Source organism: Marinobacter nitratireducens (assembly GCF_000708045.1).
GTDB lineage: Bacteria > Pseudomonadota > Gammaproteobacteria > Pseudomonadales > Oleiphilaceae > Marinobacter > Marinobacter nitratireducens.
Map to the genome: position 1 here is coordinate 166,512 of NZ_ANIE01000002.1, position 16,766 is coordinate 183,277.

General features: G+C 55.6%; 15 protein-coding genes. 11 read left to right on the forward strand and 4 right to left on the reverse strand.

Annotated elements, in window-relative coordinates; all coding sequences use genetic code 11:
• Positions 1 to 26: 26 nt before the first annotated feature.
• The 4 genes from D777_RS01640 to map are packed head-to-tail and all read right to left on the reverse strand — an operon-like array spanning position 27 to position 4,989.
• Positions 27 to 374 (reverse strand): ArsC family reductase, encoded by a 348-nt coding sequence (locus D777_RS01640; protein ID WP_036128160.1) that lies wholly within the window; start codon positions 372 to 374, stop codon positions 27 to 29.
• On the reverse strand, positions 371 to 1,576 hold the full coding sequence (dapC, locus tag D777_RS01645) for a succinyldiaminopimelate transaminase (protein WP_036128161.1): 1,206 nt from the start codon (positions 1,574 to 1,576) through the stop codon (positions 371 to 373). The genes D777_RS01640 and dapC overlap by 4 nt, the downstream gene beginning before the upstream one ends.
• On the reverse strand, positions 1,573 to 4,218 hold the full coding sequence (locus D777_RS01650) for a [protein-PII] uridylyltransferase (RefSeq protein ID WP_036128163.1): 2,646 nt from the start codon (positions 4,216 to 4,218) through the stop codon (positions 1,573 to 1,575). The genes dapC and D777_RS01650 overlap by 4 nt, the downstream gene beginning before the upstream one ends.
• Positions 4,219 to 4,989 carry a type I methionyl aminopeptidase gene (gene map / locus D777_RS01655; protein ID WP_036128165.1) on the reverse strand — a complete coding sequence of 257 codons (771 nt, stop codon included), beginning with the start codon at positions 4,987 to 4,989 and terminating at the stop codon, positions 4,219 to 4,221. It abuts the gene before it with no gap.
• A gap of 251 nt (positions 4,990 to 5,240) precedes the next feature.
• On the opposite strand from map, the gene rpsB reads away from it, so the two are divergent.
• From rpsB to lpxD, 11 genes are all read left to right on the forward strand, one after another.
• Positions 5,241 to 5,993 carry a 30S ribosomal protein S2 gene (gene rpsB / locus D777_RS01660; protein ID WP_036128168.1) on the forward strand — a complete coding sequence of 251 codons (753 nt, stop codon included), beginning with the start codon at positions 5,241 to 5,243 and terminating at the stop codon, positions 5,991 to 5,993.
• Between the two features lie 95 nt (positions 5,994 to 6,088).
• On the forward strand, positions 6,089 to 6,958 hold the full coding sequence (tsf, locus tag D777_RS01665; RefSeq protein WP_036128171.1) for a translation elongation factor Ts: 870 nt from the start codon (positions 6,089 to 6,091) through the stop codon (positions 6,956 to 6,958).
• 183 nt (positions 6,959 to 7,141) lie between these two features.
• Positions 7,142 to 7,876, forward strand: coding sequence for a UMP kinase (gene pyrH / locus D777_RS01670; protein WP_036128173.1), 735 nt, complete (start codon positions 7,142 to 7,144; stop codon positions 7,874 to 7,876).
• 62 nt (positions 7,877 to 7,938) lie between these two features.
• Positions 7,939 to 8,496, forward strand: coding sequence for a ribosome recycling factor (gene frr, locus D777_RS01675; RefSeq protein WP_036128259.1), 558 nt, complete (start codon positions 7,939 to 7,941; stop codon positions 8,494 to 8,496).
• A gap of 70 nt (positions 8,497 to 8,566) precedes the next feature.
• Entirely contained in the window at positions 8,567 to 9,337 is a 771-nt protein-coding gene (gene uppS / locus D777_RS01680) for a polyprenyl diphosphate synthase (protein ID WP_036128175.1), read from the forward strand.
• Between the two features lie 21 nt (positions 9,338 to 9,358).
• Positions 9,359 to 10,198, forward strand: coding sequence for a phosphatidate cytidylyltransferase (locus D777_RS01685; protein ID WP_036128176.1), 840 nt, complete (start codon positions 9,359 to 9,361; stop codon positions 10,196 to 10,198).
• A gap of 2 nt (positions 10,199 to 10,200) precedes the next feature.
• Positions 10,201 to 11,385, forward strand: coding sequence for a 1-deoxy-D-xylulose-5-phosphate reductoisomerase (gene ispC, locus D777_RS01690; protein WP_036128178.1), 1,185 nt, complete (start codon positions 10,201 to 10,203; stop codon positions 11,383 to 11,385).
• Positions 11,386 to 11,433: 48 nt separating this feature from the next.
• Entirely contained in the window at positions 11,434 to 12,783 is a 1,350-nt protein-coding gene (rseP, locus tag D777_RS01695; RefSeq protein ID WP_036128180.1) for an RIP metalloprotease RseP, read from the forward strand.
• Between the two features lie 44 nt (positions 12,784 to 12,827).
• Positions 12,828 to 15,146, forward strand: a complete 2,319-nt coding sequence (gene bamA, locus D777_RS01700) for an outer membrane protein assembly factor BamA (protein ID WP_036128182.1) — start codon at positions 12,828 to 12,830, stop codon at positions 15,144 to 15,146.
• Between the two features lie 45 nt (positions 15,147 to 15,191).
• Positions 15,192 to 15,689, forward strand: coding sequence for an OmpH family outer membrane protein (locus D777_RS01705; RefSeq protein WP_036128183.1), 498 nt, complete (start codon positions 15,192 to 15,194; stop codon positions 15,687 to 15,689).
• Positions 15,690 to 15,735: 46 nt separating this feature from the next.
• Entirely contained in the window at positions 15,736 to 16,761 is a 1,026-nt protein-coding gene (gene lpxD / locus D777_RS01710; protein ID WP_036128185.1) for a UDP-3-O-(3-hydroxymyristoyl)glucosamine N-acyltransferase, read from the forward strand.
• Positions 16,762 to 16,766 lie beyond the last annotated feature (5 nt).

Sequence of the window (16,766 nt, forward strand, 5' to 3'; positions counted from 1 at the left end):
AGGTGGTTGCTCCTATGTATTCGTCTTTAATCGTTTGAAAACTGTTGGGCCCACTCATCGGCGTTGAAGCCGACAAAAACAGAGCCGTCGTGCTCAACAACCGGTCGTTTAATGATCGAGTGGTTCTCAAGCATGATGTCGTGTGCAGATTGGGCGCCAATGGTATCACGAACTTCCTCTGGAAGTTTTCGCCAGGTGGTGCCTCTGCGATTAAGCAAAAGCTCCCAGCCAACGGCGTTTTCCCAGTCTTTGAGACGCGCCTCGTCCAGACCTTCTTTCTTGAAATCGTGGAATTCGTACGAGATGCCTTGCTCGTCCAGCCACTTTCGCGCCTTTTTTACGGTGTCGCAGTTACGGATGCCGTAGATGTTCATGCTTTATTCGCCTTTACGAAGTCAACGATACGACGGGCGGCCTCCACACACTCTTCAACGGGCGCCACCAATGCCATGCGTACCCGGTTCTCGCCAGGATTGTGGCCATCTACGGTTCGGGAGAGGTAGCGACCCGGGAGAACGTGTACGTTCTTCTGTGCCGAGAGTTCCCGGGCAAAGGTTTCATCATCCATAGGCGTGACGGGCCACAGGTAAAAACCGGCGTCAGGAAAATCAACGTCCATGACCTCGCGAAGAATCGGCACAACGGCTTCAAATTTTGCCCGATAGGCCTCTCGATTGGCACGCACGTGATCCTCGTCCTGCCAAGCGGCAATGCTGGCCAACTGGTTGTGGATCGGCATGGCGCAGCCATGGTATGTCCGATATTTGAGGTAGCCCTTCAGAATGTCGGCATCGCCGGCAACGAAACCGGAGCGCAGGCCCGGAAGATTGCTGCGCTTGGACAGGCTGTGGAAAACGACGCAGCGGGCGAAGTCGTCACGGCCGATGGCCGCACAGGTCTGCAACAGACCTTCGGGCGGATTGTTCTCGTCCGGGTAGAGTTCGGAATAGCATTCGTCTGAGGCGACGATGAAATCGTGTTTATCGGCCAATTCAATAACTTTGACCAGTGTTTCCCGGGGGATGACGGCGCCGCTGGGGTTGCCGGGTGAACAGAGAAACAGCACCTGGCAACTCCTCCAGACACCGTCCGGGACGGCGTCAAAATCGGGGATAAAACCGTTGCTGCCATCGCATGGCAGGTAGACGGGAGTCGCGCCTGCAAGGAAGGCAGCGCCTTCGTAAACCTGATAGAACGGGTTTGGGCTAACCACGGTGGCGTTGGCCTTTGAGGCATCAACAACAGCCTGAACCAGGGAGAATATGGCCTCACGGGTGCCATTCACCGGAACCACGTTATCGGTGGCGCTCAGGCTGCCCGGCTTGAGCGCAAACCTGTTGGTTGCCCAAGCACTGATGGCCTCCCGGAGTTCGTCGGTGCCCTTGGTGGTTGGGTAGTTGGCCAGTTTGCTGAGGTTGTCAGCAATCACCTGTTTCACGAAGTCGGGAGACGGGTGCTTGGGCTCGCCGATACCCAGGGAAATAGGCCTCAGGTGCTCCGGGACACTGATGCCGGCTTTTAGTATTGCGAGCTTTTCAAACGGGTAGGGGTGGAGTCTTTCCAGGTTTGGATTCATTGAATATCGTCCAGCATGGTGCACAGATCTTGCTGTAGTTCGTGACACACGCCCGGGTCGCGAAGGGGTTCTCCGTCCTCATCAGTGATAAAGAAAACGTCTTCGACCCGCTCGCCAAGCGTGGCGATCTTTGCGTTGGTCAGCCGTACCCGATGTTCAAGCAGCACCTGGCCGATGCGAGCGAGAAGGCCCGGTCGGTCCGGTGTGATGACCTCCATAACGGTACGCTGGTTTATGGTGTCGTTGGAGAAGGTGACCTCGGTGGGGAACGCAAAGTGTTTTAGCTGCCTGGGTGTGCGGCGGTGAATGATGTCGGGGTAGTCTTCCGGATCATCCAGCTCTTCCACCAATCTCTTGCAGACGCGTTCTTTGCGGGCAGGGTCTGTTCCGAGAGGCTGCCCTTTCTCATCCAGCACGACATAGGAGCTGATTGAGTAGGGGCCGGCATTGGAGCTGATTCGGGCGTCGACGATGTTGAGGTTCAGTTGCTCAAGAACCGCGGTGGTTGCAGCAAAAAGCGCTACCCGATCTTTCATGTAAATAATGATCTGGGAGAAACCATCGGTAGGCCCCCCGCGGGTGTCCCGAATCAGGACCAGTGGGTCCGGGTTGTCTCCATGACGGATAATTGCGGCTGTCTGCCAGGCAATATCTACCGTTGAATCCTGCAGGAAGTAATCCTCATCCACCGTTGCCCAGACACGATCAATCTGCTCGTCAGTCATGTTCTGGGCGTGCAGGATTTCCCGCGCCTCTGATTGAGTGGCGGTGACCCACTCTTGCCGGTTAACCGGTGTCTCGGTGCCTCGCCTGAGTGCGCGTTTGGTCTCTATATAGAGCTGGCGCAAAAGTGATGCTCGCCAGGTGTTCCACAGTTTCGGGTTGGTCGCGCTGATGTCGCACACGGTCAATACATAGAGATAATCGAGGTGTGCCTGGCTGGGCATTGCCTGTGCAAACGCATGGATGATGTCCGGATCCGAAATATCTTTGCGCTGAGCCGTCATTGACATGAGCAAGTGGTTTTCCACCAGCCAGGAGACCAGTTGGGTATCTCTTTCGCTCAGGTGATGTCTCTCGCAGAAAGCCTCGGCATCAATGGCGCCCAGTTCGGAATGGTCGCCGCCTCGGCCTTTGGCAACGTCGTGGTAGAGGCCTGCAATAAACAGGGTTTCGAGTTTCGGCAAACGATGCAAGAGCCGGGAAGCCAGTGGGTACTCTGTGCGGGCCTCGGCGCTGTTCAATCTCACCATGTTGCGGATCACCCGCATGGTATGCGCATCGACGGTGTAGATGTGGAACAGGTCGTGCTGCATCTGACCGATGATTTTGCCGAACTCCGGCAGGTAGCGACCCAGCACGTTGTATTTCTTCATGGCGGACAGAGTTTGGTCCAGCGCATGGGGCGTGCGTAGCAGTTCCATAAATAGCGTCGTAACCGCCAGGTCTGATCGGAACGCGTCGTCGATCAGGTGCCGGTGGGCGCGAAGAGAGCGTATGGTTGTTGCTCGGATGCCCTTTATTTCGGGGTGGTGTGCCATCAAAACGAAAATTTCCATGATGGCATAGGGTGAATAGGCGAAAACCTGGTTGTTAACCGCCTCTATATAATAATTCCGGATCTGGAAGCGTTTGTTGAGTGGCTGGATGTTGTCCTCTGCGCCGGTTTCAAGAATGGCCTCGTCATAGTATTGAAGGATGACATCTGCAAGCTCCGCCAAAGCCAGCACGGTGCGGTAGTAGGATTGCATCATCAGCTCGACGCCAAGACGCATCCCCTCGTCTCTGTAGCCAAGCATTTGTGCCAGTGCGCGCTGGTGATCGAACAGAAGACGGTTCTCGTTGCGGTCCGCCAGCAACTGGAGCCCGTAACGCAGCTGCCAGAGGAAGGTTTCTCCCTGGTACAGAATTTGATGTTCTTCTTCCGTGAGTATGCTGAAACGCGTGAGATCGGCGATGCTCTGAAGGCCGAAGTGACGTTTGGTGATCCAACCGATGGTCTGAATGTCGCGAAGGGCGCCCGGTGAGCCTTTGACATTGGGTTCCAGGTTGTATTCGGTATCGCCATACTTTTTGTGCCGTTCCTGCTGTTCCTGGCGCTTGGCGATGAAATAGTCGCGGTCTGTGCTGACCTGATCAGAGTAGACCTTCTCGCTCAGCTCCTCGCGAAGTTCGTCGGGTCCGGCAATGGTTCGGGTTTCAAGCAGGTTCGTGAGAATGGTGACATCCTCTTTGGCTGCTTCCTGACTTTCCTGAATGCTCCGAACGCTATGGCCGATGTCGAGGCGGAGATCCCAGAGCAGCGTGATAAAGGCGCCGAGGTCCTCCTGCCAGTCTTCCTCGATGCCGCTTCGGGTGAGAATGAGAAGGTCGATATCGGAGTGGGGGTGTAGTTCGCCGCGACCGTAACCGCCGACGGCGATGAGAGAAATATCGCGAGATGACGCGAACTGGTATCGGTTCCAGATCAGTCGGAGAACCGTATCAACGGTATCGGCTCGGGAGCGCACCAACGCGCGCACGTCTGTACCCTGACGAAACGCCTCAGCATCGGCATTGTACCGCTCCCGCAACAGCTCCCGGGCCGCAAGGACCGGAGAGGCGTCCTGGCTGATGCGGGATTCCAAGTCGCTGTGATCCACTTAGAACGACTCTTCCGCACGTTTGGTCAGAACTTCGCAACCATCTGCGGTGACGAGCAGAGTGTGTTCCCACTGTGCTGACAGCTTGTGATCTTTGGTCACAACGGTCCAACCATCCGGGAGCAGTTTGGTCTGGTACTTGCCCTGATTGATCATAGGCTCAATGGTGAAGGTCATGCCTTCTTTCAGTTCCATGCCTGTACCAGGTTTGCCGTAATGCATGACTTGCGGCTCCTCATGGAAGACCTTGCCAATGCCGTGACCGCAGTAATCCCGAACAACCGAGTAGCGATTTTTCTCCGCGTGCTTCTGTATAACGCTGCCGATATCGCCAAGACGGGTGCCGGGGCGGACCAGTTCAATACCTTTATAAAGGCATTCCTGTGTGATCTGAATCAGTCGCTCGGTGCCTGGCTTGGGTTTTCCGACAATCCACATCTTGCTGGTGTCGCCGTGGTACTCATCTTTGATGACAGTGACATCGATGTTGATGATGTCGCCGTCTTTCAGAACTTTCTTTTCCGACGGGATGCCGTGGCAGATGACATGGTTCACCGACGTACAGACAGATTTGGGGAAGCCTTTGTAATTAAGTGGTGCCGGAATCGCTTTCTGGACGTTAACGATGTAATCGTGGGCGATCCGGTCGATTTCCTCGGTGCTGATGCCGGGTTTGATGTGTTCGTCCAGCATTTCCAGAACTTCGGCGGCCAGCCGGCCGGCTACGCGCATCTTCTCGATTTCTTCCGGAGTCTTGATCGATACCTGCATTGGGCTTCCCGTTGATTTGTATCAAACCCGCATTTTAAGGGGCCGAGTGCTGCGGTACAAGGAAGCTTGTTGTTAAAAGTAATGGCTTTGCGGTGCTCGTTTATGGTATAAACGCGCCCGCTGGAAACGAATCCGGCAAATTCACACACGTGTCGACACGTTGTCCCAGGGTGCCATCCCCATAATTGAATGAGGCTGGTTGGGGCAATCGGACGCGTGGAGGACTAACCCGAAGCTAAAAGGTAAATATCATGGCTCAGGTAAATATGCGTGACCTGCTGAAGGCAGGTGCTCACTTCGGTCACCAGACCCGTTACTGGAACCCGAAAATGTCGAAGTTCATCTTCGGCGCCCGTAACAAGATTCATATCATCAACCTGGAGCAGACTGTTCCAGCGATGAATGATGCCCTGCAGTTCATTCAGCAACTGGCAGAGAGCAAGAACAAGATCCTGTTCGTTGGTACCAAGCGTGCTGCGGCCAAGATCGTTAAAGAAGAAGCGGAGCGCGCTGGTCAGCCGTTCGTTAACCACCGCTGGTTGGGTGGTATGCTGACCAACTACAAGACCATCCGTCAGTCCATCCGTCGCTACCGTGATCTGGAAGCCCAGAGCAAAGACGGCACCTTCGACAAGCTGACCAAGAAAGAAGCTCTTGAGCGCACCCGCGAGATGGACAAGCTTGAGCGCTCCATCGGTGGTATCAAGGACATGGGCGGCCTGCCGGACGCTCTGTTTGTAATCGACGTAGACCACGAGCGTATCGCTATTAAAGAAGCGAACAAGCTGGGTATTCCTGTTATCGGTGTTGTTGATACCAACAGTGATCCGGACGGTGTTGACTACGTTATCCCGGGTAACGATGACGCGATTCGCGCCATTCAGATTTACGTGAAAGCGGTTGCTGACACCTGTCTGGAAGCGTCTCAGGCTGCTGGCGCAGGCACTGACGAGTTTGTTGAAGTTAGCGAAGATGCGGAAGGCGCTGCTCCTGCCGCTGAGTGACGCGTTAGCTTCACGTTAGATATGTAAGGTTTGCCTGGAGGCGTGTCTCCGGGCACGCCTCCCACCGAATTCGGAACCGTTTAAGAGGATTGAACATGGCTGCAATTACCGCTGCAATGGTCAAAGAGCTGCGTGAGCGCACTGGTCTTGGCATGATGGAGTGCAAGAAGGCACTCGTTGAGGCTGATGGCAGTGTCGACGCTGCAATTGAGGAGCTCCGTAAGTCTTCTGGTCTGAAGGCTGCCAAGAAAGCCGGTCGTACCGCTGCTGAAGGCGTATCTCTGATCAAGGTATCTGACGACAACACTGTCGCTTACATCCTGGAAGTGAACTCCGAGACTGACTTCGTTGCTCGTGACGACAACTTCATGGCGTTCGCTCAGGACGTTCTGGATGTGGCCTTCGATAAGGGTGAGACCGACGTAGCCAAGCTGATGGAAGGCGATCTGGAGTCCAAGCGTGAAGCGCTGGTTCAGAAGATCGGCGAGAACATCACTGTTCGTCGCGTCGTTAAAGTTGAAGGCGCTGTTGTTGACGGCTATGTGCACAGCAACAACAAGATTGCCTGTGTCGTTGCCCTGACCGCTGGTAATGCTGAAGTGGCTCGTGATGTTGCGATGCACGCAGCAGCTGTTAACCCGCGCGTTGGTAAGCCGGAAGACATGCCGGAAGAAGAGCTGGAAAAAGAGAAGGAAATCATCAAGGCTCAGCCGGACATGGAAGGCAAGCCTGCAGAAATCGTCGAGAAGATGATGGGCGGCCGCATCAAGAAGTTCCTCAAGGAAAACAGCCTTGTTGAGCAGCCGTTCGTCAAGAACCCGGACCAGACTGTTGGCGAGCTGATCAAGTCCGTTGGCGGTGAGCTGTCTGGCTTCGTTCGCCTGGAAGTGGGCGAGGGCATTGAAAAAGAAGAAGTGGATTTTGCCGCTGAGGTGGCTGCTGCCGCTGGTACAGGCAAGGCCTGATCCCTTTCTTCCGGTGCTGTTCGGCAAGCCGACGGCACCACCTGAGTCTGCCACGTCAATCGGGTTCTCCCGGTTTTCGTGGCGGGCTTGTATCTGAGATACCCCTTTTTCAAGGAGTATGTCAGATACAAGCCTGCAGCGGGCTTTGAACGCCGGATATCAACAGACGAAAAGGGGATCAGCATGCCGACACCGACATCTTCGAAAAACCAGCCCAGATACAAGCGTGTTCTGCTGAAGCTTAGTGGCGAAGCCCTGATGGGGGAGCACGATTTCGGTATTGATCCCAAAGTTCTTGACCGCATGGCTCTGGAAATTGGTGCCCTTGTCGGCATCGGAGTTCAGGTCGGGCTGGTGATTGGCGGCGGTAACCTTTTTCGTGGCGCGGCCCTGAGCGAAGCCGGCCTGGATCGTGTCACCGGTGACCATATGGGTATGCTGGCCACGGTGATGAATGGCCTGGCCATGCGCGACGCGTTGGAACGTTCAAACATTCGCACCCGCGTTATGTCTGCGATTCCAATGAGTGGTATTGTCGAGCACTACGATCGCCGCCGCGCTGTTCGGGACCTGAAAGAAGGGGATGTGGTTATCTTCAGTGCAGGTACCGGGAATCCGTTCTTTACCACCGATTCAGCCGCCTGCCTGCGTGGCATTGAGATTGAGGCCGATGCCGTTCTAAAAGCCACGAAGGTTGATGGGGTATACTCTGCAGATCCCAACCTTGATCCCTCCGCAGAAAAGTATGATCACCTGACCTATGATGAGGTTCTCGACAAGAAGTTGGGCGTTATGGACCTCACGGCCATCTGCCTGGCTCGTGATCATGGGATGCCGCTCAGGGTATTCGATATGAACAATCCGGGTGTACTGACCCGTATCGTGACCGGTGAAAGAGACGGCACGCTGATTGAATAATGGTTGCCGGCCCTCAGGTCGGATATGAGACAGAACCAGACGAACGAATTGAGGAAGCTGACGTGATTGAAGATATCAAGGCAGAAGCCGAGAAGAAGATGAAAAAGAGCCTGGAAGCTCTGGGCTCAGCATTCAACAAGATCCGCACCGGGCGCGCTCATCCGTCCATTCTGGATAGTGTAATGGTCAATTACTACGGTCAGGATACGCCTCTCAAGCAGGTTGCCAGCGTGACCGTGGAAGATAATCGTACGCTTGCGGTTTCACCCTGGGAGAAGAACCTGGTCCCTACCATCGAGAAGGCGATCATGACGTCTGACCTGGGGCTCAACCCGGCAACGAATGGCGACGTGATTCGCGTACCCATGCCGATGCTGACTGAGGAAACTCGCCGGGAGCTGGTCAAGCAGGCGAAGGCGGATGCGGAGCATGGACGTGTTTCAATTCGGAACGCCCGCCGTGATGCCAACAGCATGATCAAAGAGCTGCTGAAGGAAAAGGAAATCACCGAAGACGACGAGCGCAAAGGCGAAGATGCCATCCAGAAGCTGACGGACCGCTATGTTGCTGAAGTTGAGTCAATGCTGAAGACCAAGGAAGAGGATCTGATGGCGGTCTGATCGCCAGGGTTATCTTGCCAGTGAGAGTAATGGCCGGTCCTCAAGAGATGCCGGCCTAGCAGAGGGTTTCATGACGGGAACTGTATCCGCAGAAATTCCGGTGGCCGCCGAGACTCGGCCCCGGCATGTGGCAATCATCATGGATGGTAACAACCGGTGGGCCAAGGCTCACCGGCTCAAGGGAGTGGCTGGCCACAAGGCTGGTGTGGGGGCAGTTCGGGCAGTGGTGGAAACCTGTGCTCGGGAAGGCGTTGAGGTTCTCACCTTGTTCGCGTTTTCCAGTGAAAACTGGCGTCGTCCGGAAGACGAAGTTTCAGCTTTGATGCGGCTGTTCCTGTTTGCGCTAGAGCGGGAAGTGCGCAAGCTCCACCGAAATGATATTCGCCTCAGGATCATCGGAGATCGTTCTGCTTTCAGTCCTGCGCTCCAGGAGCACATGGAGAAAGCTGAAGCGCTAACGCGTAACAACACCCGCATGACTCTGGTGATCGCTGCCAACTATGGCGGGCATTGGGACATTACTCAGGCGACCCGAAGAGTGGCGGAGCAGGTTCGGGCCGGAGAACTGGAGCCGTCCGACATCACGGATGATCTGATCCAGTCAAATCTGAGCATCGGTGATCTGCCAATGCCGGACCTGATGATCAGGACGGCAGGCGAGCAGCGCATAAGTAATTTTATGCTTTGGCATCTGGCCTACACGGAGTTTTACTTCTCTCCGGTTTTCTGGCCGGATTTCAAGGAAGAGGAAATGTGCAAGGCGTTGCAGGCCTATTCCGGGCGTCAGCGTCGCTTTGGTCAGACAGACGATCAGATCGCTGCCAAAGTGTCACAACAATAACGAATTAAAGCGATTATCACCGTGCTAAAAACCCGAATTATTACCGCATTGATCCTGGCCCCCATTGCCATAGGCGGTATCTTTTTTCTTCCCCCTCTAGGCTTTGCTCTGTTTACTGGCGCAATTATTTCCATCGGTGCCTGGGAGTGGGCAAATATGTCCGGCATTACCGGGCAGGCGGGTCGGTTGGCCTTTGCAGGACTGACCGCAGCCGTACTCTATGGCCTGCTCAATGTGCCGGCTGTTGGGGTGTTGTGGCTGGCGCTTGCCTGGTGGTTCTTCTGTTTCTTGATGGTGCGCAGCTACCCCAAAGGCAGTGATTTCTGGGGCAGTGTGCCTGTCAGAGCCGTTATGGGGCTCCTGGTGCTGGTTCCTGCCTGGGTGGGGCTGAATCACCTGCGAACCGGGAGTGTCAGCTTCGGTGACCTCGACAGCAACTTGTTGCTGATTCTTTACGTGTTTTGCGTGGTTTGGGTGGCAGACATTGGTGCCTACTTTGCCGGACGAGCGTTTGGAAAAGCCAAGCTTGCGCCACGGGTGAGTCCCGGTAAATCCTGGGCCGGAGTCTGGGGTGGTCTTGTCGCTGTGAGTGTTTTCGCCGGTATTGCCAGCGTTCTGGCCTCTGCCAGTGCTTCCGAAGCGTTGTTCCTGATCGTCGCAACGCTTGTCACCGGATTGGTGTCGGTGCTGGGTGATCTGCTGGAATCCATGCTCAAGCGATTCCGCGGTATCAAGGACAGCAGTCAGTTGTTGCCTGGTCACGGCGGAATCATGGACAGAATTGATAGCCTGACAGCCGCTATTCCGGTCTTTGCCCTTGTTATTACTCAGCTCGGCTGGCTGTCAGGCGGGCAGTGGTAACCATGCAGAAGCGCCATATCACGGTTCTTGGGGCCACCGGCTCCATCGGTCTCAGTACTCTGGATGTGGTGCGTCGCCACCCGGATCGTTTCTCGGTATACGCATTAACGGCTTCAACCCGTGCCGAGGATCTGGCCGGCCTGTGCCGTGAATTTCGTCCGAAAGTTGCTGTGTTGGCCGATTCTGCTGCCGCCGACGTGCTCCGCGGACTGTTGTCTGATCTGCCCGAAATAAGCGTGCTTGGTGGTGCTGAAGCGCTCAGCACGGTTGCTTCAGCACCCGAAGCCGACACCGTGATGGCCTCAATTGTGGGCGCTGCAGGGTTGCCGCCAACGCTGGCTGCGGTCCGGTCAGGGAAGCGTGTCCTGCTGGCGAACAAGGAAGCTCTGGTGATGTCGGGCCGGCTGTTCATGGACGCTGTCGCTGAGTCTGGCGCGGAATTGCTGCCGATCGATTCAGAACACAACGCCATGTTTCAGTGTATGCCCGCCGACAAGGTGCGAGACCCTGAAGCCGCAGGCATTACGCGAATTCTGTTGACTGCCTCTGGTGGTCCCTTTCGCGAGCACAGTGCGGAATCCCTGGCCAATGTGACCCCGGACGAGGCCTGTGCTCATCCTAACTGGAGCATGGGGCGGAAGATCTCCGTGGATTCCGCCACCCTGATGAACAAGGGGCTAGAGCTCATTGAGGCTTGTTGGCTGTTCAATACCAAGCCGGCCAATATTGAGGTTCATGTTCATCCGGAAAGCATCATTCATTCGATGGTGGAGTACGTGGACGGGTCGGTTCTGGCCCAGCTGGGTAGTCCGGATATGCGCACGCCCATCGCCAATGGTCTGGGCTGGCCAGAGCGAATTGACGCCGGAGTGAAGCCTCTGGATCTTTTTTCTATCGCCCGGTTCAATTTCGAAAAACCGGACCTTCTTCGTTTTCCCTGCTTGCGTCTTGCTGCCGAGGCCTTTGAGGCCGGAGGCACTGCGCCTGCCGTGTTGAACGCGGCCAACGAAGTCGCGGTGGCGGCTTTTCTCGACGGTAACCTGCGTTTTTCCGATATCCCCGTTATCATAGAGCGCACTCTGGCTGCGACTTCTGTTATACCAGCTGATAGCTTTGAGACAATACTCGCGAAGGATGCCGAAGCTCGAAGGCAAGCACGGGAACAGATTGGTCTGTTAACTGTCTGAAGCTGCTGGCAGGCTCTGAGCCGACAGTCAGTCACGAACGGGAACGCTATGCAGATTATTGAGACCATACTTGCGCTTGTTTTGACCCTGGGCATCCTGGTGACCTTGCATGAATATGGCCACTTCTGGGTGGCCCGTCGTTGCGGGGTCAAGGTTTTGCGCTTTTCTGTTGGTTTTGGCAAGCCCCTGTTTTCGTGGTATGACCGCCATGGTACCGAGTTTGCTGTTGCCGCCATTCCGCTGGGTGGCTACGTCAAGATGCTGGATGAAAGGGAAGGCCCGGTTCCCGAAGAGTTAAAGGATCAAGCCTTCACATCCAAGCCGCCGTCCCGGCGGATCGCGATTGCCGCAGCGGGCCCTGTTGCCAACTTTCTGTTTGCCATTGCAGCCTACTGGCTACTGAGTGTGGTCGGTGTTTCATTTGTTGCGCCTGTTGTTGGCGAGGTTGCGCCGGGTTCAGTGGCCGAGCGTGTGGGACTGGACAATGGCATGGAAATTCACGCAGTTGACGGCCATCGCGTCAGCTCCTGGCGTGACGTCAACATGCGGCTTCTGGAGCGCGCCGGGGAACATGGTCGCATATCGTTCGACATTTCCGAGCAGGATGTAACCGGTAAGTTATCCGGAGAGCTGGGTGGCTGGATGCTCAGCGATGATACCCCCGATCCTTTGGCGGAATTCGGCATTACTCCGTGGAGGCCTGACATTCCCGCCGTTCTGGGGCAGATCAGCGAAGGCGGGCGCGCTGAGGCCGCCGGACTACTATCGGGTGATAAAATTCTCGCCGTAGAGGGAAAGCCGGTCGCAGACTGGTTCGAGCTCGTGGATCACGTGCGAGACTCTCCGGAGCAGGTCCTGAACCTTACGATTGCCAGAGGTGGTGCTGAGCAGGGTGTGTCTGTAACCCCAGAGTCCCGGACTCTGGAATCGGGGGAAGTCATCGGATTTGTAGGTGCTGGCGTTCAGCCGGTGTCCTGGCCCGAGGAGCTGCGTCGGGAGATTCAGTACGGTCCCGTTGCGGCAATCCCCAGAGCGATTGAAGAAACCTGGGCAGACACCCGCTTGACATTGGTTGCCATCAAGAAGATGGTGACGGGGCTTTTGTCTCCGACCAACCTGAGTGGTCCCATAACCATAGCCAAGGTTGCGGAAGCCAGCGTCAGTTCGGGATTCGAGGATTTTATCCGCTTTCTGGCCTATCTGAGCGTCAGCCTCGGGGTTCTTAACCTCTTGCCGGTACCCGTTCTCGATGGCGGTCATATCGTTTATTACACCATCGAGGCTATCCGTCGGAAGCCGCTTTCCGAAGCGGCGCAGGCTCTGGGATTACGAATCGGTATGGCATTGATCCTTACATTAATGGTGTTTGCTCTTTACAACGACCTGATGCGGTTGTGAGAATTGCGGGCTCCTTACGCGCATTAACCAGGCGAAATATTTGAATGAGACGTTCTCTTCTAGGTGTAGCTGTTGGCCTCGCTGTTACCGCGACCGGTATGAAGCCAGCGCTTGCAGATGAATTCACGGTTGCGGATATCGAAGTAGAAGGCCTCCAACGGGTTTCGGCCGGGACTGTGTTCTCTGCTTTTCCGGTGAACATTGGTGAACAGGTTGATGGCACTGAATTGGGGGGAGCGATCAAGGCTCTGTTCCGAACCGGGCTGTTTACTGACATCAAGGCGAGCCGCGATGACGGCGTCCTGATTCTAACGGTGTTGGAGCGCCCGTCGATCAGTGATATCGAAATCGAGGGTAACAAGAATATCGAGACCGAAATGCTCATGGATGCGCTGTCCGGGGCTGGTTTGCAGGAAGGTCAGGTATTTCGTCGCGCGACCCTTGAACGTCTCGAACTGGAGATCCTGCGCTCGTACATCGCTCAGGGCCGATACAACGCGCGGGTTAAGGCAACGGCTGAAGAGCTTCCCCGAAACCGGGTCTCCATCCGCCTGGATATCAATGAGGGAACGGTTGCTGCTATTCATCACATGAACATAGTCGGCAACCAGGATTTCAGCGACGAAGAGTTGCTTGACCTGTTCGAGTTGCAGACAACCAGCTGGTGGAACTCCATCACGAGTGCTGATAAATATGCCCGCGAGCGTCTCAGCGGTGATCTTGAAACGCTGCGTTCATTTTACCTGGATCGCGGGTACCTCGATTTCAATGTCGACTCGAGCCAGGTCTCGATCTCGCCCGACAAGCAGCAGGTTTTCATCGCTATCGCCCTGGAAGAGGGGCCACAGTACACCATCTCAGAGATCAAGCTGCGTGGGGATCTGATTGTTGGCGAGGACGAGCTGCGCAAGCTTATTCCTGTCGAAGAAGGCGACGTTTTCTCCCGGGCGAAAATGACGGCAATTTCCGAAGCGCTGGCATTCCGGCTCGGCCGTGAGGGCTATGCATTCGCAAACGTCAATGCCGTGCCCGAGCCGGGTGAGGACAATACCGCTGCGGTGACATTTTTCGTGGAACCGGGCAAGCGCGCCTACGTCCGGCGAATCAATTTTGATGGCAACGTATCAACCCGCGACGATGTTTTGCGTCAGGAAATGACGCAGATGGAAGGAGGGATTGCCTCTTCCGATCGTATTGAGTTCTCCAAGACCCGCCTGGAACGTCTTGGTTTCTTCAAGACCGTGAACGTCGATACGGTGCCTGTTCCGGGTACCGATGACCTGGTCGATGTAAACTATTCCGTCGAAGAGCAGCCGACGGGCAGTCTGTCAGCTTCTGTGGGCTTCTCCCAGGATTCCGGCGTGATCCTTGGCGCCAATGTATCCGAAAACAACTTCTTCGGTTCCGGTAAGCGGGTATCTTTCGGCGTCAATGTCAGTGACTCGGTGAAGAGTGCTAATGTCTCCTATCTCGATCCCTATTACACCGTCGATGGTGTAAGCCGCGGCTTCAGCTTGTTTGCCCGTGAGACTGACTATGAGGACGAGGATATATCCTCATACCTGCTGGATGAATACGGTGGCAGACTGACCTTCGGATACCCGATTGACAATATAACGCGGCTGAATTTTGGGGCCGGGTACACCAAATCCAATATCAAGGCAGGTTCGTTCACGTCTCAGGAAGTGACCCAGTTTATCGAAGACGAAGGCGACTCGTTTGATAACTACTTCCTGTTCGGCAGCTGGAAACGCAGTACCCTGAACCGTGGCGTGCTGCCGACCAACGGTTACAGCCACTCCCTGTCATTGGATGTGGCGGTCCCAGGAAGTGATCTGACCTTTTACAAGGTTTCCCACAAGACCGATTTCTATTACCCGATTACAGAGACCGGCAACTGGGTATTCCGGGCGCGTACCGACATCGGGTACGGGGATGGCTATGGTGATCGCACACAGATGCCATTCTATGAACACTTCTACGCCGGTGGTTATGGCTCTGTTCGCGGCTATGAGGCGAACTCCCTCGGCCTGAGAGCCACCAACAATGCCAATGACCTTTCCGATCCTGATCCGTTTGGTGGAAACCTGCTGACGGAGGGAAGCCTTGAGTTGATTTTCCCGACTCCGTTTGCCGGAGATTCTCGCTCAATGAGAACGGCCTTCTTCCTGGACGCGGGCCAGGTATTTGATCCTGAGCGCGGTTTTGATCCCGATCCGGGAGAGGTGCGGATGGCAGCAGGGGTTGGCTTCCAGTGGATTACAGCGGTTGGCCCGCTGGCATTCAGTCTCGCGAAGCCTTTGAATGATAAACCTGGAGACGATACCCAGGTGTTCCAGTTCTCGCTCGGTCAGACCTTCTGATAAGTGATTATAAAAAAAGAACGAATGAAACAAAGGAGAATCGTGATGTCCCGTTTTTCAGTAGTTGTTGCAGCTGTGTTGATGGCCTTCGCCATCCCGGCCGCTGCGGAAACCCGAATCGGTGTGGTTGATCTGCGTCAGGCGCTGTTTTCATCCGAAGATGCCAAAAGCTTTAGTGAGACCTTGAAAAAAGATTTCGCGGGCGACGAGGCCAAAGTTCGGGAAGTTCAGGAAGAGGCCCGCACACTCAAGGAGCGTCTGGAAAAAGATGGCGCCATGATGAACGAGAGTGAGCGCAAGAAGCTGGCCGGGGAGTTCCAGGAAAAGGTGAAGGAATTCAATTTCCTCAAGCAGCGCCTTGATTCCACTGTGGCCCAGCGCAAACAGCAGTTCCTGGAAAGCGCGCGACCTGACGTGGATGCGGCAGTAAAGGAACTTCTGGATGAGAACGATCTGGACCTGATCCTGCCGAGCGAAGCGGTTGTTTACGTAAAGCCTGAAATGAACCTGACATCACAGCTGCTGGAAAAACTGAATCGATAATTGCGTGGGGGTGCCCCGTCCCCGGAACGCTGAGCAGGAGAGCGTCATGACAAACAGGTCCTACCGGCTTGCCGACATTGCCGAGGCATTGGGCGCCGAACTCCGGGGCGATCCCGAACTTCAGGTCACCGGGCTGGCTACCTTGCAGGCAGCTGGTCCGGATCAGATCAGTTTTCTGGCCAATCCATCCTACGCCAAGTACCTGAACGATACCCGAGCGGCGGCGGTGATTGTATCGCCTGCCGCTGCCGAGGATGCTCCTACCAATGTCCTGTTAATGGATAATCCGTACATGGGCTATGCTCGTCTGAGTCATTGGTTCAGCCCGGAGCCTGTGGCAAGGCCCGGCCTGCACCCGAGTTCGGTTGTAGATAGCAGTGCAACCATCGCGGATACCGCCTGCATTGGCCCGAATGTGGTCGTTGAAGCTGGTGCGAGGGTTGGCGAGCGGGTCGTTGTAGGGGCTGGTACCGTTGTGGGTGCAAGAGCCGAGATCGGAGACGACACGGTTATACGCCCGAGGGTAACGCTGGCCCACGATGTGGTGGTTGGTCAGCGCTGTCACTTGTTGAGCGGAGCGGTAATCGGGTCTGACGGGTTTGGTTTCGCCAATGAGAAGGGTGTCTGGCACCGAATCGCACAGTTGGGACGAGTGGTTCTCGGTGATGATGTCGAGGTGGGCGCTAACACGACCATCGATCGTGGCGCTCTCGACGATACTGTGATTGGTAACGGCGTGAAGCTGGATAACCTGATTCAGATTGCTCACAACGTGCAGATTGGCGATCACAGTGCCATGGCTGCCATGGTTGGTATTGCCGGCAGCACCCGTATTGGTCGTCACTGTGTTTTTGGTGGGGCATCCGGCGTTGCCGGCCATCTTGAAATAGCGGATCAAGTGCACTTGACCGGCATGACGCTGGTTACCGGTGATATTCGTGAGCCTGGGGTATACTCCTCCGGCACCAGCGCGGATACCAACCGGCAATGGCGCAAGAATGCCGTGCGATTCCGCCAGCTGGACGTCCTCGCACGGCGTATCAAGGAACTGGAAAAGAAATTAGAGGGCTGAGGCCA

What these genes read in the sequence shown, in the direction of transcription:
- D777_RS01640 (WP_036128160.1), bottom strand. Translation starts at nt 374, where the DNA reads ATGAACATCTACGGCATCCGTAACTGCGACACCGTAAAAAAGGCGCGA.
- dapC (WP_036128161.1), bottom strand. Translation starts at nt 1,576, where the DNA reads ATGAATCCAAACCTGGAAAGACTCCACCCCTACCCGTTTGAAAAGCTC.
- map (WP_036128165.1), bottom strand. Translation starts at nt 4,989, where the DNA reads ATGCAGGTATCGATCAAGACTCCGGAAGAAATCGAGAAGATGCGCGTA.
- rpsB (WP_036128168.1), top strand. Translation starts at nt 5,241, where the DNA reads ATGGCTCAGGTAAATATGCGTGACCTGCTGAAGGCAGGTGCTCACTTC.
- tsf (WP_036128171.1), top strand. Translation starts at nt 6,089, where the DNA reads ATGGCTGCAATTACCGCTGCAATGGTCAAAGAGCTGCGTGAGCGCACT.
- pyrH (WP_036128173.1), top strand. Translation starts at nt 7,142, where the DNA reads ATGCCGACACCGACATCTTCGAAAAACCAGCCCAGATACAAGCGTGTT.
- uppS (WP_036128175.1), top strand. Translation starts at nt 8,567, where the DNA reads ATGACGGGAACTGTATCCGCAGAAATTCCGGTGGCCGCCGAGACTCGG.
- ispC (WP_036128178.1), top strand. Translation starts at nt 10,201, where the DNA reads ATGCAGAAGCGCCATATCACGGTTCTTGGGGCCACCGGCTCCATCGGT.
- rseP (WP_036128180.1), top strand. Translation starts at nt 11,434, where the DNA reads ATGCAGATTATTGAGACCATACTTGCGCTTGTTTTGACCCTGGGCATC.
- bamA (WP_036128182.1), top strand. Translation starts at nt 12,828, where the DNA reads ATGAGACGTTCTCTTCTAGGTGTAGCTGTTGGCCTCGCTGTTACCGCG.
- D777_RS01705 (WP_036128183.1), top strand. Translation starts at nt 15,192, where the DNA reads ATGTCCCGTTTTTCAGTAGTTGTTGCAGCTGTGTTGATGGCCTTCGCC.
- lpxD (WP_036128185.1), top strand. Translation starts at nt 15,736, where the DNA reads ATGACAAACAGGTCCTACCGGCTTGCCGACATTGCCGAGGCATTGGGC.